This window comes from Marinomonas sargassi (assembly GCF_025716875.1).
Lineage (GTDB): Bacteria > Pseudomonadota > Gammaproteobacteria > Pseudomonadales > Marinomonadaceae > Marinomonas > Marinomonas sargassi.
Genome location: NZ_JAOVZB010000005.1, coordinates 283711 through 308116 on the forward strand (window position 1 = coordinate 283711; position 24406 = coordinate 308116).

24 protein-coding genes are annotated in these 24406 nt (G+C 41.3%); 17 read left to right on the forward strand and 7 right to left on the reverse strand.

From position 1 onward, the window contains the following. Positions 1–50 precede the first annotated feature (50 nt). The 5 genes from OFY17_RS12145 (at position 51) to modF (ending at position 4903) form a co-directional block, all read left to right on the forward strand. Positions 51–722 (forward strand): Fe2+-dependent dioxygenase, encoded by a 672-nt coding sequence (locus OFY17_RS12145; protein ID WP_263531000.1) that lies wholly within the window; start codon positions 51–53, stop codon positions 720–722. A 173-nt stretch (positions 723–895) separates the two neighbouring features. After that, complete coding sequence (locus tag OFY17_RS12150) at positions 896–1756, forward strand: amidohydrolase family protein (protein WP_263531001.1); 861 nt, start codon at positions 896–898, stop codon at positions 1754–1756. Continuing rightward, positions 1756–2181: a hypothetical protein gene (locus tag OFY17_RS12155; protein ID WP_263531002.1), complete on the forward strand. Its 426-nt coding sequence runs from the start codon at positions 1756–1758 to the stop codon at positions 2179–2181. Before OFY17_RS12150 ends, OFY17_RS12155 begins: the two co-directional genes overlap by 1 nt. Continuing rightward, positions 2178–3425 carry a cytochrome-c peroxidase gene (locus OFY17_RS12160; RefSeq protein ID WP_263531003.1) on the forward strand — a complete coding sequence of 416 codons (1248 nt, stop codon included), beginning with the start codon at positions 2178–2180 and terminating at the stop codon, positions 3423–3425. The genes OFY17_RS12155 and OFY17_RS12160 overlap by 4 nt, the downstream gene beginning before the upstream one ends. A gap of 38 nt (positions 3426–3463) precedes the next feature. Further along, positions 3464–4903 (forward strand): molybdate ABC transporter ATP-binding protein ModF, encoded by a 1440-nt coding sequence (gene modF / locus OFY17_RS12165; protein ID WP_263531004.1) that lies wholly within the window; start codon positions 3464–3466, stop codon positions 4901–4903. Positions 4904–4951: 48 nt separating this feature from the next. Here the strand turns inward: modF and OFY17_RS12170 are convergent, their stop codons facing one another. Together OFY17_RS12170 and OFY17_RS12175 are read right to left on the reverse strand one after the other, a co-directional pair. Continuing rightward, positions 4952–5947, reverse strand: coding sequence for a hypothetical protein (locus OFY17_RS12170; RefSeq protein WP_263531005.1), 996 nt, complete (start codon positions 5945–5947; stop codon positions 4952–4954). A gap of 103 nt (positions 5948–6050) precedes the next feature. Continuing rightward, positions 6051–6647, reverse strand: a complete 597-nt coding sequence (locus OFY17_RS12175) for a DUF2306 domain-containing protein (RefSeq protein WP_263531006.1) — start codon at positions 6645–6647, stop codon at positions 6051–6053. Between the two features lie 73 nt (positions 6648–6720). Here OFY17_RS12175 and OFY17_RS12180 point away from each other — a divergent pair, with 73 nt between their 5' ends. After that, on the forward strand, positions 6721–7326 hold the full coding sequence (locus OFY17_RS12180) for a TetR/AcrR family transcriptional regulator (protein ID WP_263531007.1): 606 nt from the start codon (positions 6721–6723) through the stop codon (positions 7324–7326). Between the two features lie 44 nt (positions 7327–7370). Here OFY17_RS12180 and OFY17_RS12185 read toward each other — a convergent pair whose 3' ends face one another. Continuing rightward, positions 7371–8957 (reverse strand): L-lactate permease, encoded by a 1587-nt coding sequence (locus OFY17_RS12185; protein WP_263531008.1) that lies wholly within the window; start codon positions 8955–8957, stop codon positions 7371–7373. Between the two features lie 405 nt (positions 8958–9362). Between OFY17_RS12185 and OFY17_RS12190 the strand changes: the two genes are divergently transcribed. Then, positions 9363–11471 (forward strand): putative bifunctional diguanylate cyclase/phosphodiesterase, encoded by a 2109-nt coding sequence (locus tag OFY17_RS12190; protein WP_263531009.1) that lies wholly within the window; start codon positions 9363–9365, stop codon positions 11469–11471. A gap of 116 nt (positions 11472–11587) precedes the next feature. Here OFY17_RS12190 and yghU read toward each other — a convergent pair whose 3' ends face one another. After that, entirely contained in the window at positions 11588–12442 is an 855-nt protein-coding gene (gene yghU, locus OFY17_RS12195) for a glutathione-dependent disulfide-bond oxidoreductase (RefSeq protein ID WP_263531010.1), read from the reverse strand. Between the two features lie 157 nt (positions 12443–12599). On the opposite strand from yghU, the gene msrA reads away from it, so the two are divergent. From msrA to OFY17_RS12215, 4 genes are all read left to right on the forward strand, one after another. Beyond that, the gene (msrA, locus tag OFY17_RS12200) at positions 12600–13229 is read left to right on the forward strand and encodes a peptide-methionine (S)-S-oxide reductase MsrA (RefSeq protein WP_263531011.1); all 630 of its coding nucleotides are present in this window, start codon (positions 12600–12602) and stop codon (positions 13227–13229) included. A 125-nt stretch (positions 13230–13354) separates the two neighbouring features. Beyond that, complete coding sequence (nfsA, locus tag OFY17_RS12205; RefSeq protein ID WP_263531012.1) at positions 13355–14092, forward strand: oxygen-insensitive NADPH nitroreductase; 738 nt, start codon at positions 13355–13357, stop codon at positions 14090–14092. A 60-nt stretch (positions 14093–14152) separates the two neighbouring features. Further along, positions 14153–14677 (forward strand): peroxiredoxin, encoded by a 525-nt coding sequence (locus OFY17_RS12210; protein WP_263531013.1) that lies wholly within the window; start codon positions 14153–14155, stop codon positions 14675–14677. A 236-nt stretch (positions 14678–14913) separates the two neighbouring features. Further along, entirely contained in the window at positions 14914–15858 is a 945-nt protein-coding gene (locus OFY17_RS12215; protein WP_263531014.1) for a TAXI family TRAP transporter solute-binding subunit, read from the forward strand. 5 nt (positions 15859–15863) lie between these two features. On the opposite strand, the gene OFY17_RS12220 is transcribed toward OFY17_RS12215, so the two are convergent. Beyond that, positions 15864–16523: a cytochrome b/b6 domain-containing protein gene (locus tag OFY17_RS12220; protein WP_263531015.1), complete on the reverse strand. Its 660-nt coding sequence runs from the start codon at positions 16521–16523 to the stop codon at positions 15864–15866. Positions 16524–16687: 164 nt separating this feature from the next. Between OFY17_RS12220 and OFY17_RS12225 the strand changes: the two genes are divergently transcribed. Continuing rightward, positions 16688–17713 carry a GyrI-like domain-containing protein gene (locus OFY17_RS12225; RefSeq protein ID WP_263531016.1) on the forward strand — a complete coding sequence of 342 codons (1026 nt, stop codon included), beginning with the start codon at positions 16688–16690 and terminating at the stop codon, positions 17711–17713. Positions 17714–17737: 24 nt separating this feature from the next. Next, entirely contained in the window at positions 17738–19036 is a 1299-nt protein-coding gene (pepQ, locus tag OFY17_RS12230; RefSeq protein WP_263531017.1) for a Xaa-Pro dipeptidase, read from the forward strand. A gap of 75 nt (positions 19037–19111) precedes the next feature. Here pepQ and aroQ read toward each other — a convergent pair whose 3' ends face one another. Further along, positions 19112–19564 (reverse strand): type II 3-dehydroquinate dehydratase, encoded by a 453-nt coding sequence (gene aroQ, locus OFY17_RS12235; protein ID WP_263531018.1) that lies wholly within the window; start codon positions 19562–19564, stop codon positions 19112–19114. Between the two features lie 281 nt (positions 19565–19845). Here aroQ and OFY17_RS12240 point away from each other — a divergent pair, with 281 nt between their 5' ends. The 4 genes from OFY17_RS12240 (at position 19846) to OFY17_RS12255 (ending at position 23975) form a co-directional block, all read left to right on the forward strand. Next, the gene (locus tag OFY17_RS12240; RefSeq protein WP_263531019.1) at positions 19846–21150 is read left to right on the forward strand and encodes a methyl-accepting chemotaxis protein; all 1305 of its coding nucleotides are present in this window, start codon (positions 19846–19848) and stop codon (positions 21148–21150) included. Positions 21151–21392: 242 nt separating this feature from the next. Next, a complete protein-coding gene (locus tag OFY17_RS12245) occupies positions 21393–22805 on the forward strand; it encodes an aminotransferase-like domain-containing protein (RefSeq protein WP_263531020.1) in 1413 nt (470 codons plus the stop codon). Between the two features lie 208 nt (positions 22806–23013). Further along, the gene (locus OFY17_RS12250) at positions 23014–23424 is read left to right on the forward strand and encodes a PilZ domain-containing protein (RefSeq protein ID WP_263531021.1); all 411 of its coding nucleotides are present in this window, start codon (positions 23014–23016) and stop codon (positions 23422–23424) included. Positions 23425–23459: 35 nt separating this feature from the next. Next, positions 23460–23975 (forward strand): DUF501 domain-containing protein, encoded by a 516-nt coding sequence (locus OFY17_RS12255; protein ID WP_263531022.1) that lies wholly within the window; start codon positions 23460–23462, stop codon positions 23973–23975. 67 nt (positions 23976–24042) lie between these two features. Here OFY17_RS12255 and OFY17_RS12260 read toward each other — a convergent pair whose 3' ends face one another. After that, positions 24043–24327 carry a hypothetical protein gene (locus OFY17_RS12260; RefSeq protein ID WP_263531023.1) on the reverse strand — a complete coding sequence of 95 codons (285 nt, stop codon included), beginning with the start codon at positions 24325–24327 and terminating at the stop codon, positions 24043–24045. Between the last annotated feature and the right edge of the window lie 79 nt (positions 24328–24406).

Sequence of the window (24406 nt, forward strand, 5' to 3'; positions counted from 1 at the left end):
GCGAGCGAGCATACAATATGCTCGCTCTTTCTTTCATGTAGATTAATAAAATGATTAAAATTCTAAAAAATGTCCTTTCCCTTGAACAAATGAGTTATATCAACTGTTGTTTAGAGAAAGGGCAATTCGTATCAGGGAAAGATACTGCAGGCTGGGCTGCGCAATCTGTAAAGAATAACCAACAATGGTCTTCTTCGGCTGAAGGTGAGGCTGAGTTATCTGCCATATTAACCCAGCTTCTTGCTTCGCATCCAGAATTCGCCTCTTGCACTTACGCTAAGCGTGTAGCGCCATTTCTATTTAGTGAAAGCAAAGACTCAGGAGGCTATGGAAATCATGTTGATGATGCATTGATGGGCGCGGAATCTATTATGCGTTCAGATCTGTCATGCACTGTTTTTCTAAACGATCCGAATGACTATGTGGGTGGTGAACTCATAATGAACTTAGGCGGGACAAGCTTAAGTTACAAACTTCAGAAAGGAAGTGTTGTAATTTACCCTTCAACCACTCTCCATAGAGTTGAACCCGTTACTAAAGGCACTAGACGTGTCGCCGTAACTTGGATTGAAAGCTACATACGTAGTACTGAACATAGAGAGATACTGAGTGATTTAGACTCAGCAAGACGAAACATTATGAAAGCCCAAGGTAAAAATGCAGCGTTCGACCAAATCAGTAAGGCTCATGCAAACCTTTTGCGCCTTTGGTCAGAAACTTAGCACCTCAATGAAAGGTATCCCCTTAAAATAGCTTTCATTCTTTGTATAGCCAAGGTATTTTGCCTTGGCTTTTTTTTGCTCAAATTGGCAGAATAAAACCCATAAGATCTAAAATGATAATGGTCTCGTATTCTATGTAAACTTGTGCCACACATTCTATTAAGGCGACGAAGATGAAAAGCATAAATAAGACTCTTAAAAGTGTATCTCTTTTAGGTACGCTACTTTTTAGTGGTTCCTTCTTACAATCTGTCCATGCTGAGGCTCTTCCATCGGCTGGGCTGATGCCACTCATTGATACCCATATTCACTACAGCCATGATGCGGTTTATTCCACACCGCCAAAAAAGGCAATCGAGATATTACGCGAGGCAGGTTTACAAAAAGCTTTTGTTTCTAGCTCCAGCGATAAAGGTACGCAACTTTTGTATGCAGAAGCGCCAGATTTAATCGTGCCTGTACTTCGTCCTTATCGAAAACGTGGCGAAACAAGTACTTGGCTACACGATGAAACTGTTCCAGCTATGCTTGAAGAGTTACTTGCTAACAACACTTATGCTGGTATTGGTGAGTTTCACGTATATGGTAAAGATGCCAACCTTCCTGTTATTCGTCGTACGGTAGAATTAGCCTCAGAATACGGTATTTTCCTTCATCTGCATGGCGATTCTGATGCAGTTGAATATGTCTTCGAGCAAGACAAAGACGCACGTATTCTCTGGGCGCATTCGGGATTTGATAACCCAGAAGACGTAGCAGTTATGTTAGAAAAATACCCTAACCTAACCGCTGACCTTGCCTTCAGAACTAGCCATGCTTATCGCGGTAAAGTCGATGAAGATTGGCGAAAGCTCTTCCTAGCTTACCCAGATCGCATCATGATAGGTACAGACACTTATACTCCAGAGCGCTGGTACTATGTTGTCGATCATGCAGAATGGAGCCGTACATGGCTAGCTGACTTACCTACGGACGTCGCAGAACAGATCGGCTATAAAAATGCACAGAATCTGGCGGCATGGGCTTTGAAATAATGCCTTGGACTCAACTTTCAAGAGCAGTTTTTTTAAGAGCAGTACTTTGGCTGCTTTCCTTAGTAGTAACCAATACAGTAATGGCTTGCACCTTGCCTGCTGGTAGCGATATTAACAGGCAAGAAGGCGAGTTCCTTATTAGTGTTCAGTTCGATAAACAGCCATTAGAGCTAGGCGCTCTGCATTCTATACAAGCAATAATATGTTATGCATCAGGTCAAGCTTATACAGGGGAGATAAAAGCCGATGCCATCATGCCTGCCCATAACCATGGCATGAACTATCAACCCAGCTTCACCATGACATCGCCGGGGCATTACACAGGCACTGGGTTTGTCTTTCATATGCCAGGGCTATGGCGATTACGCTTAACCCTCCAGTCAGATAACGGCAAGCAGCTTATAGAACACGACTTTGTTTTATGAGAAACGCCATTAAGCTCTGTATAACCTTGTGTTTAGTTTTTCTGCCTGCTGTTTGGGCAACACCAGATAACGAAACACTGGATTATGATACCCATGAACTGGCTTTTATTCGTTCCCTAGGGCCTTGGCCGCCTGTTAGTAAAAAGGATGAAAGCAATCGCTTCTCCCAACAAGAAGACGCTATAGAGCTAGGTCGTCAATTATTTTTTGATCGTCGACTATCACTGAATAACACCTCCTCCTGTGCCGATTGCCACCAGCCAGACTTAGCTTTTCAAGATGGTGTCGCCCTCAATACCGCCTTGGCTCCCCTTCATCGTAATACCACCAGCTTACTCAACCTTGCCAATCGACCTTGGTATGGCTGGGGTGGCGAGCACGATAGTTTATGGTCGCAGAGTATCCGCCCCATGTTGGCAACAGCCGAAATGCATACGGATCTCAGCGCTCTTCAAAAAGTGCTAAGCCAAGACAGTTTTTTCCAATGTGCATTCCAGCAAACCACAGGGCTAAATCTTGCTGATTTAACCCAGCAAGATTTATTGGTGACCATAGGTAAGCTGCTCGCCAGTTACCAAGAAACCATCCAATCTGGAAAAAGCCGATTTGATCTATTTCGTGATCAATTGGTTGACGCTGAAAACACTTCACCTTCCCAAAAAAACGCCATATTAACAGCAGAAGAACAGGTAGGCCTGAAAATATTTATTGGTGAAGGCCGCTGCACTTTTTGCCATTCCGGTGCACATTTTTCTAATGGGGAATTTGGCGATATTGGGGTGTCTTTCTTTACCGCTAACGGCATAGACAAAGGCCGTTACGATGGTATTAAAGCGCTGCGCACAGACCCTTACTCATTATTAGGGCGCTATAATGACGCGACAAAAAATAGCAATGACGCCAAAGAGCAAGGTAATACGGAAACTATTCCACACAATGCCTTACGCACCAGCCACTTACAATTACTGCATAGGAACTGGGGTGAGTTCAAAGTGCCCTCTTTAAGAAATGTCGGTCAAACGGCGCCTTATATGCACAATGGCAGCATTAGTACTCTAATGGATACCGTTGATTTCTATTCAGAATTAGATGAAGAAAGGCTACATGCCGATGGTGAGAAAATACTCCGTCCATTGCATTTAACGCCAATAGAAAAAGACAGCTTGCAGGCTTTTTTGTTATCTTTATCTGGTCCTATTCATGCAGCGCAGGAAAAACCGAGCCTCTTCTCCCAATGCCGCTAAAATAGTCCCTTATCATTCTGTATCTAAGAGACCCAAACATGTCCTCTGCTCCAATTTCTATAACAAACGCCACTATCCAATTTGATGAAAAATTCACCTTAAACAATATCAGTTGGACGATAGAACCTAATCAGCATTGGGTTATTACAGGGACAAATGGTTCGGGTAAATCCGCTTTAGCGGCAGTATTAGCAGGCATTGGCGACATAACGGCAGGCAACATTGAAAGCTTACCAAACAAAATTGGCTTAGTGTCCTTTGAGGCACAGGCCGAATTAATAGCCCAAGAATTAAAGAAAGACGATGCCGATATCATGGATGTCATTTCTTTAGGCACACCTGTCCATGAAATGATTTTTGATGAGTGCGCAGACCCAGAACTCGCCCAAGAGCTGGTCACCAAATTTGGCCTAGAGTCACTACTTGATAGAGCTTTCCGTAAGCTCTCAACAGGGGAAACTCGCAAGGTCATGTTGATTCGTGCTCTATCAAGCAAACCTGACTTGCTCATATTGGATGAACCCTTTGACGGCCTCGATGCAGACACCCTAGCCATGTTGCAAGCACACCTAGCTTCTATTTTAGACACCACTCCTATGGTCATGGTGCTCAACCGCTTCGATGAAATGCCCGACTTTATTACGCACATCGCTTTGCTCGATAAAGGGCCTGCAAATACAGGGAGCTTAACGCTCACGGTCGACCGCCAAGACACAGCAGCCTATAACGAGCTGTACCAACTGCTGCATTTAAAAACAACCGACCTTGAGGTACCAGCCGCTGATTCGACCAATAGATTACCCACCCTTGATCCAAGCCAACCCTTGGTGCGATTGAACAATGTGAGTATTAAGTACGACGAAATCATCATCATCGATAAATTAGACTGGACCATAAACCAAGGCCAGCATTGGCAATTAAGCGGTCCAAACGGCAGCGGTAAAACTGGTGTGCTATCACTGATTACAGGTGACCACCCACAGTGCTATGTGAATGACATTTTTGTGTTTGGTTTTCAGCGAGGTAATGGCGAAAGCATCTGGCAGATCAAACAATTTATTGGCTATGTTTCCACTGCTTTACAGTGGGAATATCGCGTCAGTACCAGCTGCCGCAATGTGATTATTTCTGGTTTCTACGACAGCATCGGAATGTATTCAAAAGCGACCGATGTGCAAAAGAAAATCGCTGATTCGTGGTTATCTCTCATGGGAATGCAAGATCGCGCCGACCAGCCATTCAATAAGCTTTCCTACGGAGACCAACGCTTGCTGCTCATCGCCCGAGCCATGGTAAAACACCCACCACTACTAATTCTGGATGAGCCTTGTCTTGGCTTAGACGAGATCAACCGACAACTTGTTCTCGCCCTAATCGAGAAAATCTGCCAAAACTCAGAAACCACAGTGCTTTACGTTAACCACCATGCAGAAGATAAAATTCAAGGCATAGAGCATTATTTGGAATTGAAGAAGTAAACATCACTTCTTCAATTCCATAGCATCACAGTTTTCAGTTTTTTCTATTTAAGGTCTAATACTCACCACATGGCCATTATGGGTTGCTAGCCAAATGTGGTTTTTGCCGTTTTGGCTAAGGTAGAGGTTGATGTCTAGTCTGCCGGGGAGTTTGAAGGTATCAATCACTTCGCTCTTTTGGCTTGTGAATTTCACAAGTTTCAAAGTACGAAAGTCTTGGCTTGGTAGTAATAACTCTATGCTGTTGTCATCATCAAAGTTGGCGGCAATGGCCATGTTGAGGTTATCTGAGCCTATGGTGTGGGTAGAGAAGCCTCGAGATTGGCTTTTCAATTCCAGCTTATCGCCGTTCCATTCATAAAACTTTAGTATACCGCCGATATGAGGCGTTTGAACTAAAGCTACTTGCGGGCTTTGTTTAGCGGAAGGGTTAAAGGGCGCTACGGCTAATAAGTGCATCCATCTATGACTGCGACCAATAAAATCCGACACACCCAGTTGTTTCCCTTCTAAAGAAAAGACTTCAATTCTTGCACCTAAGCTACTATCGCTAACAGTCAGTAATATCTCTTGCCCTTGGTTCTCAGGCACGATATCCACCAGCAAAGCTCGCTTGGTTTCAAATACTTGATGGGTAGCTAGCTGATGAGTGCCAACCACTTGGTCGCCTTTCATCACTCGAAACCCTGTGGCGTTATCAGCTGAGCCAAGAATAGGATGGTAATAACGATCACTGTTGCCTATTAACTCAACACGATAGCCATCGTCTGTACGAGATACATCGGAATTATCATGTAAATCGTTTGGGCGAGCATATTCAGTTAAATTAACGCCACCCTGTTTAAAGATACGCTTATCTTTGAGGGTAAGACCAAACTCTTTTAGGGCATTTTCATCTGAGTAGACAGTCACTTTGGATGGAATAAAACTGTCTCGGCTTGGCTGGTACAAGTTACCATCTAACGGGGTAGTGATATCGTGTGCTAACACAGCAGACACCGACACTAGATTCACTATAATAAACAGCAGTACAAGCTTCATCATCTTTAACCCTTCTTTCAATAGAGACGTCTAACTTAAGTGTGCATTCTCACCGTGGCTAGATCAATAGACTTCTGGGCAGACCTATTACCTATCTACTACTTACCTACTTTCTCCCTTTTCTCAACCAATACTCGACAATCAGTAGATTAGGCACCCAACATAACCAAGCTATGTATACAGAAGCTTCAACATATTGAACTCCCATCAAAATAAAAGCTAGTAACTCCACTCGAAAAGTAACGCCAGCAAAGGTTAGGGCAAATGAACGTATCATCCAACGGCGGTGCTCTACAAAATTACCATTGCGGGCATATTGAATACCGATAACTGTCGTGAGCACCCAAAGAGCCGATAGCAAAGAAAAACCAACTGCTGCGACAATCCCCCTTTCTGCATTAAGAGAAACAATCAGGCCAGAAAGACCACCAATTAGTATACAGACTCCATAAGCACGACCTACCCAACGATGAAGAGTGGGTAAATTGCTACGAATTTTTGCAGAAAATTGTATTACTCCCAATATCAAGGCCATAGGAGAAAATGTGATATGTAAAACAAAAGCTGTTAGGTGCTCGGCAAGATGATTTGGCATAACGGCAAATGCATCTGATAAACCTAAAAATAAAAACCGATATGAAGGTAAAGCAATGAGCAGACAGGCAATCGCCATGACATAAAACGCACTTCGAGATGTAAACATAACAACTCCAAAATAAAATTGACAGTGTCAATATAGAGACGTAAATTGACAGTGTCAACAACTGAGAGATATCATGCTCACTATGACAAAAAAGACAACTTCAACTCCGCACCATCACGGTAACCTTAGGGAAGCACTAATCAATGCCGGTTTAGAGCTGCTAGAAACAGGTGGAGCACAAGCCCTCACCTTAAGAAAATGTGCCGCGCTGGCTGGGGTTTCCCATGCAGCACCTGCCAATCACTTCAATGGTCTAGTCAGTTTAAAAGTCGCTATCATGGCGCGTGGACATTTGCTGTTTGCCGAAACCATGCGACAAGCCAGTAGCCAAGCAGAGTCATGCCCTAGAACACAACTAATCGCTATTTGTGAGGGCTATATTCGCTTTGCGAGAACACATAAAACATTGTTTAACCTAATGTTCCAATTTGACTGTATTGATTTGGAGGGGGTTGATGACGCTTCCAAAAACGAGAAGCGCAAAGCGGGCGAAGAGTCTTACGGTATTTTAAAAAAAGCGTGTCTACCATTCGAGCATAATGGTGGCAATTCTCTCAATACAGAAACCATGGTGTGGTCATTAGTACATGGCTATGCGATGTTATTCGCTAATGAGGGAGCTAGCAAACGGGCCATTCCGAGTTTTTCAGAAATTTTACCCAATCTCCCCCTTAAGTAAGCCTGTTCTTTGTGAACAAGCTTACTAGGCATAATTTCAAAAAATTATATAAGCAAAGTTCCTACTAAGCCTGCAATAACAGCATATGCAACCATAGGGAGAATGGTCTTTTTGATAATATAGCCCTCTTGATTCGCTATCCCCAAGATAGTGGAGACTGCAATGATATTGTTGATACATACCATGTTACCCATAGAAGCACCGACAGACTGCAAGGCTAATATTGTCGTCACTGGCAACCCTACTTGCTCTGCAATGCTGTATTGAATCCCTCCAAAAGTGAGGTTAGAAACTGTCGCTGAACCGGAGAAAAAGCTACCCAGTGCGCCTAACAAAGAAGCAAAATAGGACCAACTACTTCCCGTGATACTTGAGAATGCGTTTGCGATAAGAAAAATTGGTGATTGATCTCCCCCCTGCATCATAAAATTCACCATAATCAGGGCGCCAGCCAGTGAAATCATAGGCGTTTTTATGCGTTGCCCTGTATCTAAAAAAGCGGCTGCCACTTGTTTTCTAGACATTTTTAGCAGTGGAATAGCTATTATTACCACCAATAAAAAAGGAATAATGGCAGGCACATATAAAGTTTTATATGACCAACTAACATCAGTTTGAAATATATTATTTATGGATAAAATGAGAGACTGACTCACACTAAAATATGTACCGCCAATATCAACGCCAAACACAATATTATCTTTTAATAATAAGCCTTTGATTCCCAGTTGATTAATTCTTGTAACGATTAAAATCAGAATTAATAAAATCAAAGGAAATAAGGCAACCAACAATTTTCCTAGTTCTACCTTCTCGTTTGTTAATTTACTATTTTCTACGGCACTTAAACCAATACCCTTGTTTGCCAGTAGGACACTGACTATTAAGCCAATCGCCCCTCCTAATAACGCAGGAAATTCGTAATTGAATTGAGCCAAGCACCAGTAGGGTAATGTACAAGAAAGAATACTCAGAAGTATGTAACCTAGGTTAGGTTTAATAAGCGACCAACTAACCACAAACCTCAAAGCCAAAATAGGGATAATGAAACCAGCAACCGCATTAATAAAAGCGCTTTGACTAGATATAGAAAGGAGCGTGTCGTTATCTAGATTCAATACATCGTAACCAAACCACAGAGGGGTACCAACAGCCCCAAAAGACACAGGGACTGAGTTCATAATCAAAGCTAAGATTGCTACCTGAATGGGTTTAAACCCTAAACCGACCAGTATTGGCGCAGCTATGGCCGCTGGCGTCCCAAAACCTGAGGCTCCTTCCAGCATAAAAGCAAATGCCCAACCAATAATCATCAATTGTGCTACGGAGTTATTACTAATAGATTCAAGCCAACTGGCTATCACATTCTCCGCACCCGATATAGCCAGCACTCTGTTTAGTAATATAGCGCCTGCTACTATCGAAATAGGCGTTAAAACAGACAGAACGCCAGCAACAGTGTTTGCCATTAATAATTGAATATCAGAGTAAAAGTAGAAGATTTGTATTAGGCCAGTTAGCAAGGCAACAAAAGGTAAAGCAATATGAGAAGGCCAAGCCTGCTTTTTAGTCATCACGATAATAAGTAAGAAAATAGGGAAGGCAGAAATAATGGTATCCAACAAGGCCATTCTGGTGCTTATCCTTTCACAACATCAACTAAAATAATTACTGCTATCAGGTTACCAATAACGACAATAGGTCAGATATAAGATTTAATTTTTTTTGACGCATTCATAACATAGATCAATTTTTTAGAAAATTCGGCGATAAAATAGGCATTTTTTTCATCGTTATTTCGTTGTTTATGGGCTCCAAAAAAGGCAGAATAAGTTATAACACGTGAGATTTTGTAACCTTAATGAGTTACTTTTTACATAAACACTCATAAAGCCGTAAAAGCAAATATGTGATAGGCTGTTTATAAGACTAATATCCTAAAGAAGACTTGAAAGGTAAGCGCCCTCTGTAATGCTTATCGTAAGCCCCAAAGAAGTGTTAATTCATAAACCAGACAGAATGGCACTAAGGACATTATGCACTTACCCTTAGAACTTCAAAGAGACAAGTTTTTCCGCCTCCGACTCATCACTATATGTGTTTGTGTCGCCGTTGTTGTTTCTGCAATTTATGTTGTTGTCACTTATCGTTTATCTGCTGACCTTGGAATCAAATCCGAATTAGACTCCCTTCATAAGCAAGCTATGCTATTCCACGCAGAGGTACTTCATGCGGAGCAAGGTTTCAGTCACGGTGATACTCATGACGATGCTAATATGCGCTTGACTGAACTGGCTGAACTGATTTATTTGGATGGTCGCGTCGCTCCCAAACGTCGTTATATGGAAGCCTTTGGTGGAGACGTAAGCTGGTCTTTGCAACAAAACATACCATTTAGATACATCACAGCTATAAAAGACACTGTTGAAAAAGTAACGCAGAAAAAACAAAGTTTAGATGGTAGCAGTCAAACCGATTCTACAGACCGCACAGACCACACAGACCACACAGACCACACAGACCACACAGACCACAGCCATTCAAGCATGCCGCATTTGATGATCAATGGCAGTGAAGAAATCGACGGACAGTATTTTCTATGGCAGCTTGTAAAAGGAGACAATTACACTGTCTTTTTTATTGAGGTATCACAGAGCTTAGAAAACTCATTAGTTTTCATTATAAATCGCTTAATTATTACCTCTATTTTGGTATTAGGGATCGCTATTTGGTTAGCTGCCATGCTCTCTGCTTGGGTAGGGAAAAAAGTAAAAAGTAAGAATGAGTCTCTAAGAAGGCTCGCTGGACACGATCACCTCACAGGCCTCCCAAATCGACTTTATTTAACTGGCACTATGAAAAATGTCATGCCAGAAAAACCAATCATCAAGAAAACCAGCGAAGATCAGATATTTAGCGAAGTGGAACCAAAACCAACAATAAACGGTTGTTTATTTGTTATCGACTTAGATAAGTTCAAAGAAGTTAATGATGCTTTCGGCCACTCGGCTGGCGACCATTTGCTAATAAAAGTATCTTCTCGCCTTCTTGCCTCGATAGACCCTAAATATACTCTAGCTCGAGTTGGTGGCGATGAATTTATTATTTGGGCGCCTCATCTCCCGCTAGAACAGTCAATCCCCCTAGCGAAGGAGTTGGTGGCTGTATGTAACGAGCCCGTCATGATCAACCAACTCGCCGTTAATACTGGTGCTAGTATTGGTATTGCCCATTACCCAAACCATGCGACTAACATTGAGTCCTTAATACTCTGTGCCGATGTCGCCATGTATGATGCAAAACAAAATCATAGTGGTTGGAGTGTATTTAATGTTAGAGACGCCAACACGAATAGGGAAAGGTTGCGTTTGCGAGCGGATCTGGTCGACGCCTTCGAGCAGCGTCAAATTAAGCTGTACTATCAGCCTAAGGTGCAGCTATCTGATGGCAAAGTAATTGGTGTTGAAGGGTTAGCCCGTTGGCATCATCCAACGGATGGCGTTCTACAACCGGGTAGTTTTATCGACTTAATTGAGCAAAGTGGCTATGTTCAAGAATTTGGTCGCTACATTATAAAAACAGCCATTAAGCAATTGGCTGAGTGGCAAGAACAAAGTATCTATACCTCTATTGCCATTAACTTATCGCCATACAATCTATTAGACTTAGGGCTATTAAATTTCACTCTTGCCTTGTTAGACAAGTACGATATAAGCCCTTCTCTACTGGAAATTGAGCTTGTTGAATCTTCTACTAATATGAACCTTGAACAAATCTCAACCCAGCTTAAAAAGTTCCGCGAAGCCGGAATTAAACTCGCTATAGATGATTTTGGTACAGGTATGAGCTCTCTATCCTATGTAAGTTCACTCAATGTTCATATGATAAAAGTAGACCGTTCTTTTGTTGACAATGTTGACCTAGATGCCAAAAAACAGGCCGTTATCACAACAGCTATTACTCTAGCGAAGTCTTTTAAAACGAAACTTTTGGCTGAGGGAATAGAAAGCCAAGCCCAAGTTGAATTGCTCATTGAGATGGGCTGTTTATATGGACAAGGATATCATTACGGTAGACCTATTCCTGCTGAAGAAATGGCAAATTTGCTCCACTTAAAACAACCACTTCCTTACTCAGAAAACTAAGCCATATTGATCTTTATGAATGCTTCTAGGAAGTCATTTCGAAATTCATCTCAAGTCAAATATAAGGCGCACAGTATTAATCTACCGTGAGCCTTATATTATGAAACTATAGTACCCTATTCGCCCTTTAAAGCTTGATCAATATCTTGCGCTGAATGACGCTCAGCTAAAGCAACATCCCCCCAAGATCGATTCACTATGCGTCCACGCTGAACTGCAGGGCGCTCTTCAATGGCCTTTGCCCAACGCACCACATGGGTATAACTGGCTACATCTAGGAACTCTGCTGCATCGTACAAATTCCCCAACACTAGGTTGCCGTACCAAGGCCAAATGGCAATATCAGCAATGGAGTATTCGTCTCCAGCAAAATATGTGTGGCTCGCAAGGTGCTTATCCAGTACATCCAACTCACGCTTTACCTCCATAGCAAAACGATCAATTGGATACTGCATTTTAGTCGGTGCATAGGCATAAAAATGGCCAAAACCACCTCCTAGATAAGGAGCAGAACCCATTTGCCAAAACAGCCAGTTTCGACATTCTGTTTTCGCTAAATGAGTGGTTGGAATTAGGGCGTCAAATTTTTCCGCAAGATATTGAAGGATTGACCCTGATTCAAATACCCGAGTAGGTGGAGTTGTACTGTTATCCATAAGAGCGGGTATTTTCGAATTTGGATTAACTTCTACAAAGCCAGAAGAAAACTGGTCACCTTCACCGATATTAATTAAGTAAGCATCATACTCAGCACCCTTTATACCCAGTGCCAGCAGCTCTTCCAACATGATGGTGACCTTCTGACCATTAGGTGTCGCAAGCGAATGGAGCTGTAACGAATGCTCACCTACATCAAGCTGTTTATCATGCGTTGCTCCTGATATTGGGCGATTGGTACTTGCGAACTTGCCGCCATTATCGGATTCCCATTTCCATACTTTAGGTGGTACATAAGTGTGCTCTGAACTCATTGCTTTCTCCATAAATACCATTCATTGTAAGAAATCTATGCTGCTTCACGTCTAACATTTAAACATTGATGATTCAGCGGCGTATTTTTCAATTAAGAATCAAAATATTAATCGCTTTATCATAACGACAATCGAACCACCCAAAAAAGGACATAAGATGAAAGTTCAATTCGGTTTACTTAAAAGCACTTTAGGTGCAGTTGCTATGATCGGCGGTATTGCTATCACCAATACAATTCAAGCAGCTCCCCAAACAATGATTGTAGCAGGCGGATGCTTCTGGTGTGTTGAGTCCGATTTTGAAAAGGTAGAGGGTGTGACGAAAGCGGTTTCTGGGTATATTGGTGGACACCTTGATAACCCAACTTATAAACAAGTTGCCCGCGGTAAAACAGGCCACTTTGAAGCTGTAGAAATTACTTTTGATGATGAAGTGGTTTCTCTCGATACCCTAGCTCACTACTTTTGGAGAACCATCGACCCTACCGATGCTTATGGGCAATTCTGCGACAAAGGAGCACCCTACAAAACCGCTATGTTTTATCAGGATGAAGCCCAAAAATCTGTTTTTGAAGCGTCTCTGGCAGAGGCAAACGAAACCAAGCCTTTCAAAGCAGACATAGTAACGGAAATATTACCTGCCGATACCTTCTACCTCGCTGAGGAATACCATCAAGACTATTACAAAAAAAGCCCTGTACGGTATGGCTTTTATCGATCAAGCTGTCGACGTGACAGTCGTATAGAGAGCTTATGGGGAAGTGTTGCAAGCAAAGAACATCATTAAGCTCACGCCCTGACGGATTAAGTGCCTTAAAGTTTCTAGGCACTTAATCACTGACCCAGTTAGTGACTTTGACGATATGTTTTTAAGCCTCTAAGATAATCAAACTTCTTATTGAGGCCGTAACTATGAACCCTATTCTTGACGCTCAACAAACTCATACATCCATTCGACAATACACCAATAAAGCTATTGATGAAGACTTATTAAGAAAGCTAATCCAATGTGCACAAGGCGCAGCTTCATCAAGTTTCATCCAAGCTTACTCAATAGTACAAGTCACCAACACAGAAAATAGACAGCAAATTGCAGAACTCTCTGGCGGACAGAAATGGGTAGAAACATCAGCAGAATTCTTAGTAATTTGTGCCGACCTCACACGTGTTGAGCAATGTAGTCTACAGCAGGGCTTAGGCCCACTTGAGGGTAATACAGAGCATTTTATCGCTGCCACAACAGATGCAACTTTTATGGCACAAAATCTGATGCTTGGAGCGGAGTCTGTCGGCCTTGGAGCCGTCTTTATTGGCGGTATTCGTAATGACCCAGCTCAGGTATCAGAACTCCTCAATTTACCAGACCAAGTTTTCCCGATTTTTGGTTTATGTTTAGGCTACCCTGACGCAGAACCAGAAATAAAACCTCGCTTACCGATAGATGCTATTCTTCACAAAGACCGTTATGATACTTCCAGCTGCATAAAGGATATATCTGACTACGATGCTCAAATGCAAAGCTATTATCAAAGTCGTGACAGTAATCATAAAAGCAGTAACTGGTCTATTCAGACAGCCAACGCCGTACAAAAGAAGAAACGTGAGCACATGCTCCCCTTTCTCCAAAAGCGTGGCTTTTTGAAATGTTAACGGCTTCAAAAGGCTGACGACCTCACCGCAAAAATAAACCCTTAACTAGAGAGAGAAACTATGATAAATCAAGTACCTAACGTTACTTTTAAGACTCGTGTTCGCAACGAAGCTTTAGGTGGACCAAATCCGTTTGAATGGAAAGACGTTACTACTGATGATCTATTCAAAGGAAAGAAAGTTGTCGTATTTTCTTTACCTGGTGCATTCACACCGACTTGTTCAACATCCCACCTTCCTCGCTATGAAGAACTATACAGTGAGTTTCAAGCGCAAGGTGTTGATGCCGTAATTTGTTTATCCGTAAACGATGCGTTTGTTATGTTCCAGTGGGGCAAAAGCCAAGATGCAAAAAATGTATTCTTGCTTCCTGATGGTAACGGTGATTTCACTCGTCAAATGGGTATGTTAGTGAAAAAAGACAACCTAGGTTTTGGCATGCGTAGCTGGCGTTACAGTATGTTTGTTGAAGATGGCAGCATCACTAAAATGTTCTCTGAAGCTGGCTACCAAGACGACGCTCCAAGTGACCCATTTGAAGTATCCGATGCAGACACTATGCTAGATTACTTAAAATCTCGCTAAGATAAGCGGTTTTTTAGTATTACTGAAAAAAGCGGTGGATTTTAATCCTCCGCTTTTTTAATTTTTCATAGCCGTCTAAATATCTTCTACTCTAAATAATTACTACTTCCATTCAAAGTTTCAAAATTATATCCCCACTAAGACTAGATTTTATTTTTCCCATTATTATATGATAAAACGGAATTTACTCTTTAATAGCACAGCATCACGCTAGATATTAAACGCTAGGGATATTAATGAACTCCTTTATAAAAACGACTGCTGTTTGGCTAATTGCTATTTTGACCGCCAATAGCTATGCAGAGGAATTAAAACTTGGAACAGCTCGTGAGGGTGGATCTTATTTCTCTATGGGGAATACCATTGCGGAGCTCGTAGAAAAATACAGCCGAGAAGATACAAGCATTCTCACTGTTACAACAGCTGGTAGTGAACAAAACTTACACCTTCTGAGCAGTGAAAATATAGACTTGGCGCTGACCAATACGGATTTAGCGACTCTTGCCATTGCAGGTAAAGGCCCTTATCGAGGCCATCAGGTAGATGTTCAAGCGATAGCGACTTTACACCCAAGCGTGTTGCATATCGTTGTATTAAAAGACAGTAAAATCCACACTATAAATGACTTCAAAGGAAAAAAAGTCGCCGTTGGACCTTCTGGAGGTGGGACATTAGATCTACTCAACTTCCTGTTCTCTCTACACGATATTTCCTTACGCTATATGTCACCTAGGTATTTATCTTACGCATCAGGGTTAAGCCAATTAAAAGATGGTTGGGTGGACATCGCATTTTTGTCTTCAGGTTACCCAGCAGACGCCATGCCTGAAAAGCTTGAAGAACAAGGCATGAGGCTAATTCCATTAACACAAGAAACCTTTACCAAGATGCAAGAAAAACAGCATCCTGCTTACAAGGTAATGACCATTCCTAAAAATGTCTATCAGACAAGCAGTGACATCCCGACTATAGGCATTAATAACGTTCTGGTCACTACGGAAGAAACATCGCCTGAGGCTGTTGAAGACATATTACACTCGATATTTGATCACTTTTATGAGTTCACCCAGCGTAACAAGCATGCAGCTCAAATTTCGCTCAAAGAAAGCCTAGAGTTGACAATGCCATTGCATGAAGGTGCGAAACAATACTTTGATAAGCTTGGTATAAAAGCAGAATAGGCCATTTAAATAGGCATTAAATACAAAGCAAGGAACCAAGCAGCTCCTATTAATAATGAGAAAACGACTCCCCATCGAGGTGTTTTCACCTCGCTCCTCGCAGCTTTTGTATATTTTTTATGGCCATGAATCATAGCGGCTGTTAGTAGCTCTTTAAGATAAAATTCATGATAAAGCACAGCAAGTATATGAATTATTGCTGCACCGATTAACCAATCTGGCAATGCATAGTGAATATAAGACATTTGACTAAGCCATGACACCGGCAATAAAGCACTAAATGGCCCATACCAAAAAATGTCATCACTATTAAAAAGTCCTGTAATCCACTGTAGTGTTAAGACTAATAATAAAAATACCGTCATCAGGCCACCTAGGGGATTATGGCCTAAATACTCTTGCGGTTTACCAGCTAAAATCGACTTAACATAATTAAAAGCATGTCGTGGCTGTTTAACAAATTGACTAAACAGCGCATAGCGTGACCCATAAAAGCCGTACAAAACCCGCACGATAATAACTGCTGATAACATATACCCCATATAGAAATGGTATTGCATATAGTCTTCATCCGCTTTACCTGTATAGATTAAACCAGAGAAAAGCAGCACAATTAACCAATGGCATAATCTAATTGGCCAATCCCAAACTAATGTCGATTTCATGTTCATTACCTTCTAAATAAGCCCATCACATAAAGAAGTTATTTGTTGCTAATTAATAGTACTAAACACTATGCTGTCAAAAGACATAATATTATCGATACTCTTGAAGCACATTATCTACCCATCTCAAACAAAAAGCGTCTCTGATGAAATAAGGTTTATATATGCTTACATTACTACTGCTAGCCATACTATTCATTGCTTTATTTTGTGTTTATTTTTACTTCGCCAACAAACGTTTCGTTGGCCGTTATAACGCTTCAATACCCATTTCTGCTAACCATGCCTACCAGCAACTAAGTCACCTAGAGTCTTGGCCAGCTTGGTTACCATGGCTTATCTATGATCAAGAAGCTTCAATACATTACTCTGAACACTCACATAATCGCTCGATGGAACAGTCCTTAACTTGGCAAGGGCAACTCATAAAGCATGGTCACCTTACTATTCACCCAACACGACCAGATACAACCTATTTCCACACCACACTTAATGCACCTGCTTTTTACCCGTGCGATATATATTTCAATATAGACTTCGCGAAGCAAGAGAAAAGTTCAACGATTACTATTCAGCTCACGGGGAAACTGCCAATTTTAAAACGTTGGAGAGCCAAACATTATCAGCTTAAAGCCAGTAAAGATGCTGAATTAGCTATATTGTATTTATGTGATTTATTAACCAAAGCAAGCGCACGTTATTCTCAATATTATAATGCTCCGTCTTTTCATTACCTTGCTAGAACTCAGTTAAACAATATTGATGCTGTTACCCGCCCATTTGATGTGGGCAGCCAACCCATGTCACAAAAAATGGAGCAAGGGTTCCATGATTTATTCACCCAATTAGGGCCAGAAAACCCACCAGCCGGCCCCTGCTTTGCTCTTTATAAGAAGGCTGACATTATTCACCACTACTTTACTGGCAGACTAGGTATTCCCGTACAAAACATAGTTCCCTGTCAGTTATGCCCAGAAAAAATCACCTTCTCTGGTGACTACTTACATCTACGATATGTTGGCAGCTATCAAAAGCTTTCTTTAGCTTGGCATGTACTTTATAACTACATGAGATTAAATAGATTGCATGTCCATAGTAGGCGCTGTGGTATAGAAATATTTGAAGTTGGCCCAACCCAAGCAGAAAATAGCCAAGACTTCGTAACACTGGTCTACCTTCCGATAAGGTAAAGATATTATGCTGAGTTTTTTATTATGACCCAAGGCTACCAAGAACATTTAGCCGAACTCTCTCGTCGTTACCAAGATGCTATGACACACTTCGAACTCGATGCCATCGTATTGGCAGCGGGTAAGAAAAACTATTACTTTAACGATGACCAGAGCACACCTTTTCGAGCTTATTCTGGCGCTCAACAATGGTTACCCTTTACTTTAGAAAGTGACACATATCTCATTATACAGGCTGATAAAAAACCCACTTTAATATGGTCATCAAATGATGACTTTTGGCATGCTCCTAACCCTGTTCCTAATGGGGGTTGGCAGCATCACTGGAATATCATTGAAGTAAGCAGTGATACAAAGTGGTTTAGTAAATTACCGAAGAAGACGGCTTGGCTTGGCCCGAATGCCATGGATCTCGCTGTTTCCTGCCCTAAACTACAAAGCTTTATCGACTTTAATAAAGCAGTTAAAACACCCTATGAAATTGAACAGATTCGCCTTGCTAGTCAAAGAGCTGTTAAGGGGCATATTGCAGCGAAAAATGCTTTCTTAGCAGGCGAGAGTGAATTTCATGTTCATTTAGCCTTCTTAAAAGCGAGTCAACAAACAGCAGACCAAGAGCCTTATTCCGGTATTGTGGCTATTAATGAAAACGCCTCCATTCTTCATTATGAACATAAATCGATTCAAGCCAGCAAGTCTCCACTTAGCCTACTCATTGATGCTGGGGCAAAGGAGTGCGGTTATGCGTGCGACATCACACGCACCTTTTATAAATATAACGATGAGTTTAGTGACTTGGTGGATGACCTGAATATTAAGCAACAAAGCATTGCTAACTTAGCCCTCTCTGGGACGCCTTTTAGGCAGTTGCACACGGAAACCCTAATTCATATCGCTCAACTATTAAAAGACCATGATCTTTGCTCTTTAGAAATAGAAGAGCAATTAGATAAAGGCATCCCGCAGATTTTCTTTCCTCATGGTTTAGGGCACCTATTAGGCCTACAGGTTCATGATGTAGGGGGATTTTTAGCAAACCAAAGCGGCGATTTGAAAATGCCTGATGAGGCAGCTCCTTTCTTACGCCTAACTCGAACTTTAGAAGAAAACATGGTCATCACCATTGAGCCCGGCTTATATTTCATTCCAATGCTCATTAACAAGATGATAGCGGAACAGCCAAAACACGGTTGCAACCTGAATAAAATAAAGGCTCTTATGCCCTATGGGGGAATACGTATAGAGGATAATATCCTGGTGAAAAACAAGCAGGTAGAAAACATCACTCGGCAAACATTTCTAGAGCAAGGCGTTATTGAGTAAGTTCTTTATATCTAACAAGTAAGTATAAAAAACCGCGGCCTATTTACACAGGCCGCGGTTTTACATTGGCTAAACTTATTTTGTAAGCTTAGATACTAAACCTTGCATACCAAGCACATACCCTTGCACTCCCATACCAACGACAATACCAATAGCCGCTGCAGAGATATAAGAGTGGTGACGAAATGACTCACGGGCATGCACATTGGATATATGAACCTCGACCACAGGCACATCCGCCCCTTTAATCGCATCCAGTAAGGCTACCGAGGTATGCGTAAAAGCAGCGGGGTTAAATACTACCCCTAGCAGCTCTCCACTTTTGACCTTGCGCCCGGCTTCATGAATTAAGTCCACTAATACACCTTCATGATTAGATTGATGAAACTCAATACCGTATCCCAAAGAAGCCGCCGCCTCACGACATAGCTCCTCTACATCTGACAAGGTTTCAAAGCCATAGGTTTCAGGTTCACGCGTCCCAAGTAAATTTAGGTTAGGACCATTCAAAATCATAATGTTTTGCATGTTTTATTTTCCAATAGCAGTCTACTTAATATCCCATAAGCCTATCATTAATCTTGTTCAGGCAGTAGAAATTAAGATAAATCGAAAACTGCCAGCCATCTTCATATTTTTAATAAAACAACATTCTGATTACTTGAGGTCACAAGACCAAAAAAACACAGTTGAGACATAAGATAAAATTATGATAAAACAACTGTAGTTTGCTGTTTTTTTAGAAAATAAAGCCTATAGCTGTGTTCTAGGCATAGGGTATAGACAATATACTGGATTAAGGAATAACCATGTTTATCAAAAGAACACCCTATATAGAAGAAGGTCACCAAAAAAAATCGAGTAATGATCACTATATCTCTGCCTTAGAAAAGCACTGCGCAACAATTTACTTTACTCCTGATGGAGAAATTTTAGACGCAAATCCTCTTTTTCTCGGTGCCGTTGGTTACTCCCTAGATGAATTGCAGGGGCAGCATCACTCTATTCTGTGCCCTGATGAAATATCTTCAAGTTCTGAATATCAAAGCTTTTGGTCTACTCTTGCCGATAATCAGGCGAAGGAAGGCATTTTCTTACGTAAGAAAAAAGACGGTTCCCATTTATGGCTAAGGGCGACTTATTTTCCTGTCCTAGTGGACGGAAAAGTAGAAAAAGTCATGAAGATCGCCTCCGATATTACCAGCGTAAAAGAACTCTCTGATAATCAGGCGGCCATCTACAACGCTATTGACAGATCAAATGCCACTATAGAATTCGAGCCAGATGGCACTATCATTACCGCTAATGCAAACTTCTTATCTGCTATGGGATATAGCTCTGTCAAAGATATCGCTGGCCAACACCATAAAAAGTTCTGTAAGGAAGAGTTTTACTTAGAATTTCCAAACTTTTGGGCTGAGTTAGCAAAAGGCGACTTTAAGACAGGACAATTCGAACGACTAACCAGTTCAGGCGATGTTATTTGGCTTGAGGCCAGTTATAACCCTATTTTTGATAGTCACGGTAAAGTTATAAAAGTCATCAAGATGGCTACGGATATCACGAAAAATGTCAAAAGGCAGCAAGCTATCCAGCATGCTACTGAAGTTGCGCACGCTACCTCTGTAGAAACTGCCCAAGTATCTGAAAATGGTGCAAAAATCCTGAAGAAAACTGTCGAAACATCTAATCAAATTTCATCAGATATAGAAGAATCTTCACGTCTCATAGACGGACTGAATCAACAATCAGAAAAAGTTGCAAAAATCGTCACCACAATCAGCTCAATAGCAGATCAAACCAACCTATTGGCGCTAAATGCGGCCATTGAAGCGGCTCGTGCTGGTGAGCATGGCCGTGGATTTGCTGTAGTTGCGGATGAGGTACGAACACTAGCAGCCAGTACCAGCAAATCCACTGTTGAAATAGAAGAAATGGTATCTAAAAACAGTGAGTTAACACTTAAAGCTAAAGCCAGTATGGAAGCGGTTACTAAATGCTCAGGAGAAAGCGCTTTACTCGTCGAAGAGGCATCAGGGATTATTAATGAGATTTTAACCGGTGCGGAGCATGTAGCTAATACCGTTAATACTCTTATGAATTCTAGTGAGTAGTACACTATTCAGATAACGGGATATCTCTTTACTCCATATCGAATACACAACCTAATTTGCAATTTCAAAATTGCCTCCCAGATGATAATACAAGCAACATTAGGGGGGCATTTTATCCCAGAAGAATAAACCTACTTGACTCTATAGAACTGCGTCACAAGTTTCCTTAAAGCCATTGATTTCATTCAATTCGTCAATCTGTTAAATTGTTGGTTTTCTATTACTGTTTTGATTTTTACTCTATGGATTCTCCTCTTTACGAAAAAATTGCTGACCAAATTGAACATCAAGTTCATGAGGGTATTTTTTTGCCTGGAGCTAAAATCCCTTCAGTAAGGAAATCCAGTAAACAAATGGAAGTGAGTGTTGCTACTGTCCTGCAAGCGTATAGCCTTTTAGAAGACAGAGGCGTCATCAAAGCACGCCCCCAAAAGGGATACTTTGTACAAGACACTCAAATGCAAAGTGTTGAGTCTCACGATTTAGTAACAAGTGATACAGATGTAACCGACCTTGCCTTACTTCAGCGCCTTCTAAAATCATCCGACGATGAGACCCTTGCTCAATTTGGGGCCAGTGTACCTAACAGCCAGTTTTTACCTATTAGGCAATTACAAAGGTCTGTAGGTCGTTTAATGCGATTAGAGCCTGAGATTTGTACCGCTTACGAGTTCACACCGGGCTCTCTCAATCTACGCAGACAAATTGCAATTCGTATGCTGGATGCAGGCTGTCAGCTACAGCCGGATGACATAACGATTACCTTAGGTTGCCAAAATGCTCTTGTGTTATCTCTGCAAGCCGTCACTCAACCGGGCGATACTATCGTCATTGAAAGTCCTACTTATCACGGCGTGTTACAAGCCGTTGAAATACTGAATCTAAAAGCCATTGAGATTAACTGCTCTATAGACACTGGGCTAGATTTAGCACTTCTTAAAATGGCCGCAAAAGAACACAAAATTAAAGCCTGTGTTGTCACGCCAAATAATCAAAATCCGACAGGTGCAACATTAAGCGAAAAAGCTAAGAAAACACTTATCGAATACGGCAATAAATATAAGTTCACAGTGATTGAAGATGATGTTTATGGTGAATTAAGCTACCAAGAAAAAAGAGAAAGAGTACTTAAAGCAGACGACCTAGATGATAATGTAATTTATTGTAGCTCTTTTTCAAAAAGCATTGCCCCCGGATTCAGAATTGGTTGGGTTGTGGGCGGAAAGTTTCAAACAAGCATAGAACATTACGCTTATGTACAGTCATTAGCTATCCCGACATTAACACAAACCGCCATTGCTAACTTTTTAGAAAATGGGGCCTACGACCGCCACTTAAGAAAGACCCGCTTGAACTACCAAGAAAATTTACGTCACTGTACAAAAATTATCACCGCACATTTTCCAATAGGAACCAGCTGCTCTACACCTAATGGCGGTTTCCTATTGTGGGTAACTTTACCCAGTAACGTTAACGTCATGGCGCTACATAATTTAGCAATTGAAAACGGCATTGCCTTCCTACCTGGACTAGCCTTTAGTCGTACTAGCCAATTTAGCCATCACATCCGGCTAAACTATGGGATACACTGGGATAAAACAATGGATAACGCCTTAAAAACATTAGGTAAATTGTGCCAAAATCAGCTAAATTAACCATAAATAAAAAGCATAATTAGAATACTTAAGTTCGAGTGTGAATATCTTCCCAGTGATATAAAAAAAAGATATATTAGAACGCTTCATTATTCTAAAATACATGTATACAGATCGAGCAAAAAGCGTACAATTCGCATTCTTTTTTAAACATTTGACCCAACGGTCCGATAATATAATTATCTGAATAATAAGCTGGCTTATTGCGATGGAATTTGTCACACACCCAAAAGAGCTTCCATTAGAAATCACCCTAATAGAAGACCAGTCTTTTCCCCTCTTAGATGAACAAAGAGATGGATTTGTTGGCGTTATTTCTCACTCTTCTTGCCAATTCAATAGTGGACAATCAGTCAAAATAACTTTAGAAGAAATCGACCCAAATTTTTGCGTATCAGGCCGTGTTGCTTGGTGCAGAAAAGAATCAGACGGTTATCATGTTGCAATTGAGTTTCCAACCAAAGAAGAATGTTATTGCGTTCGAATGGTTGAACAACTTTCCCAGATCGAACACTATCGCCGCCAAGCAAAATCACAAGGGCGCCGATTAAATTATAATGAAGCAGCTTCAGAATGGATTCAAAAATTTGCTGCAACTTTTCCCTCTTTCAGTGTTTAACACTTCCCATCAAAACCTCTATTACAAACGAAACTATGACCCAGACTCTCTCTCAACGAGATATTGATATTATTTCATCTCAGTTAGGACGTACTCCTAGCGGCATAAACAAGATTGCTCACTACTCGCCAAATGGCACTCCACAAGTATTGGAAATGGAGACTTGGGTATTCAACCAACCTTTCCCGACTTTATATTGGCTATCTAGCAAAGCGATTGATAAGGCTCTCGCTAAAATTGAAAGCCAAGGTGTCGTTAAGCAATTAGAGCAACGAATTCAAGAAGACGAAGAGCTGAGAGAGGCTTACCATGCATCTCACCGTGATTATATTGCTCGCCGTTGGGAAGTTATGAGTGATGAGCACAAGCAAATCATCGAAGAAAAAGGCTTTAAGCCGCTTTTTGAAAAGCTCGGTATTGGGGGCATAGCTAACTGGGATCAGGTGCGCTGCTTACACATGCAGTATGCTCACCATTTAGCTGGAAATAACGTTATTGGTAAAATCCTTGATGAAGAATTCCAAATACGTGGCGTCGCTGACGCTGAATAAGCGAAATTCGCGCACAAAAAAGGAGCTAAATATTTTAGCTCCTTTTTTTTGTAGAAACGGGTAAGTCTTAGCCTTTAAGTAAAGCTTCTAACTCCGCAGCCGTAGAGACCTTTGGTAATACTGCGCGAATCTTATTAAATGCTGCTTGAGCTACTGCTGCACGCTGAGCATAAGTTGTTAGTGCACCACCAGTCCAACCTGCAAGCTTAATCATGTCATTTTTAAAGTTATTTCCGTTAACACCGTGACCACCCAATTCCATGAGAGCATCTTCGATAAGCAAATAACTTGGACGCTCGCCACCAAACTTCATGAAATCATCTTGTTGCACTTCTGCAAATTGTTTAGACATTACTCAACCCTTAATATAATAAAAATCTATACGTAAACTTAACCAGAATCTTACCTATTCGCAAGAGCTTGTGAAGATA

Coding starts and splice junctions, on each gene's coding strand:
- OFY17_RS12225 (WP_263531016.1), top strand. CDS start 16,688: ATGCTTACATTACTACTGCTAGCCATACTATTCATTGCTTTATTTTGT.
- OFY17_RS12180 (WP_263531007.1), top strand. CDS start 6,721: ATGCTCACTATGACAAAAAAGACAACTTCAACTCCGCACCATCACGGT.
- OFY17_RS12220 (WP_263531015.1), bottom strand. CDS start 16,523: ATGAAATCGACATTAGTTTGGGATTGGCCAATTAGATTATGCCATTGG.
- modF (WP_263531004.1), top strand. CDS start 3,464: ATGTCCTCTGCTCCAATTTCTATAACAAACGCCACTATCCAATTTGAT.
- OFY17_RS12150 (WP_263531001.1), top strand. CDS start 896: ATGAAAAGCATAAATAAGACTCTTAAAAGTGTATCTCTTTTAGGTACG.
- OFY17_RS12175 (WP_263531006.1), bottom strand. CDS start 6,647: ATGTTTACATCTCGAAGTGCGTTTTATGTCATGGCGATTGCCTGTCTG.
- yghU (WP_263531010.1), bottom strand. CDS start 12,442: ATGAGTTCAGAGCACACTTATGTACCACCTAAAGTATGGAAATGGGAA.
- OFY17_RS12255 (WP_263531022.1), top strand. CDS start 23,460: ATGACCCAGACTCTCTCTCAACGAGATATTGATATTATTTCATCTCAG.
- OFY17_RS12240 (WP_263531019.1), top strand. CDS start 19,846: ATGTTTATCAAAAGAACACCCTATATAGAAGAAGGTCACCAAAAAAAA.
- OFY17_RS12185 (WP_263531008.1), bottom strand. CDS start 8,957: ATGGCCTTGTTGGATACCATTATTTCTGCCTTCCCTATTTTCTTACTT.
- msrA (WP_263531011.1), top strand. CDS start 12,600: ATGAAAGTTCAATTCGGTTTACTTAAAAGCACTTTAGGTGCAGTTGCT.
- OFY17_RS12210 (WP_263531013.1), top strand. CDS start 14,153: ATGATAAATCAAGTACCTAACGTTACTTTTAAGACTCGTGTTCGCAAC.
- OFY17_RS12155 (WP_263531002.1), top strand. CDS start 1,756: ATGCCTTGGACTCAACTTTCAAGAGCAGTTTTTTTAAGAGCAGTACTT.
- OFY17_RS12190 (WP_263531009.1), top strand. CDS start 9,363: ATGCACTTACCCTTAGAACTTCAAAGAGACAAGTTTTTCCGCCTCCGA.
- pepQ (WP_263531017.1), top strand. CDS start 17,738: ATGACCCAAGGCTACCAAGAACATTTAGCCGAACTCTCTCGTCGTTAC.
- OFY17_RS12215 (WP_263531014.1), top strand. CDS start 14,914: ATGAACTCCTTTATAAAAACGACTGCTGTTTGGCTAATTGCTATTTTG.
- OFY17_RS12250 (WP_263531021.1), top strand. CDS start 23,014: ATGGAATTTGTCACACACCCAAAAGAGCTTCCATTAGAAATCACCCTA.
- OFY17_RS12245 (WP_263531020.1), top strand. CDS start 21,393: ATGGATTCTCCTCTTTACGAAAAAATTGCTGACCAAATTGAACATCAA.
- OFY17_RS12260 (WP_263531023.1), bottom strand. CDS start 24,327: ATGTCTAAACAATTTGCAGAAGTGCAACAAGATGATTTCATGAAGTTT.
- nfsA (WP_263531012.1), top strand. CDS start 13,355: ATGAACCCTATTCTTGACGCTCAACAAACTCATACATCCATTCGACAA.
- OFY17_RS12170 (WP_263531005.1), bottom strand. CDS start 5,947: ATGATGAAGCTTGTACTGCTGTTTATTATAGTGAATCTAGTGTCGGTG.
- OFY17_RS12145 (WP_263531000.1), top strand. CDS start 51: ATGATTAAAATTCTAAAAAATGTCCTTTCCCTTGAACAAATGAGTTAT.
- OFY17_RS12160 (WP_263531003.1), top strand. CDS start 2,178: ATGAGAAACGCCATTAAGCTCTGTATAACCTTGTGTTTAGTTTTTCTG.
- aroQ (WP_263531018.1), bottom strand. CDS start 19,564: ATGCAAAACATTATGATTTTGAATGGTCCTAACCTAAATTTACTTGGG.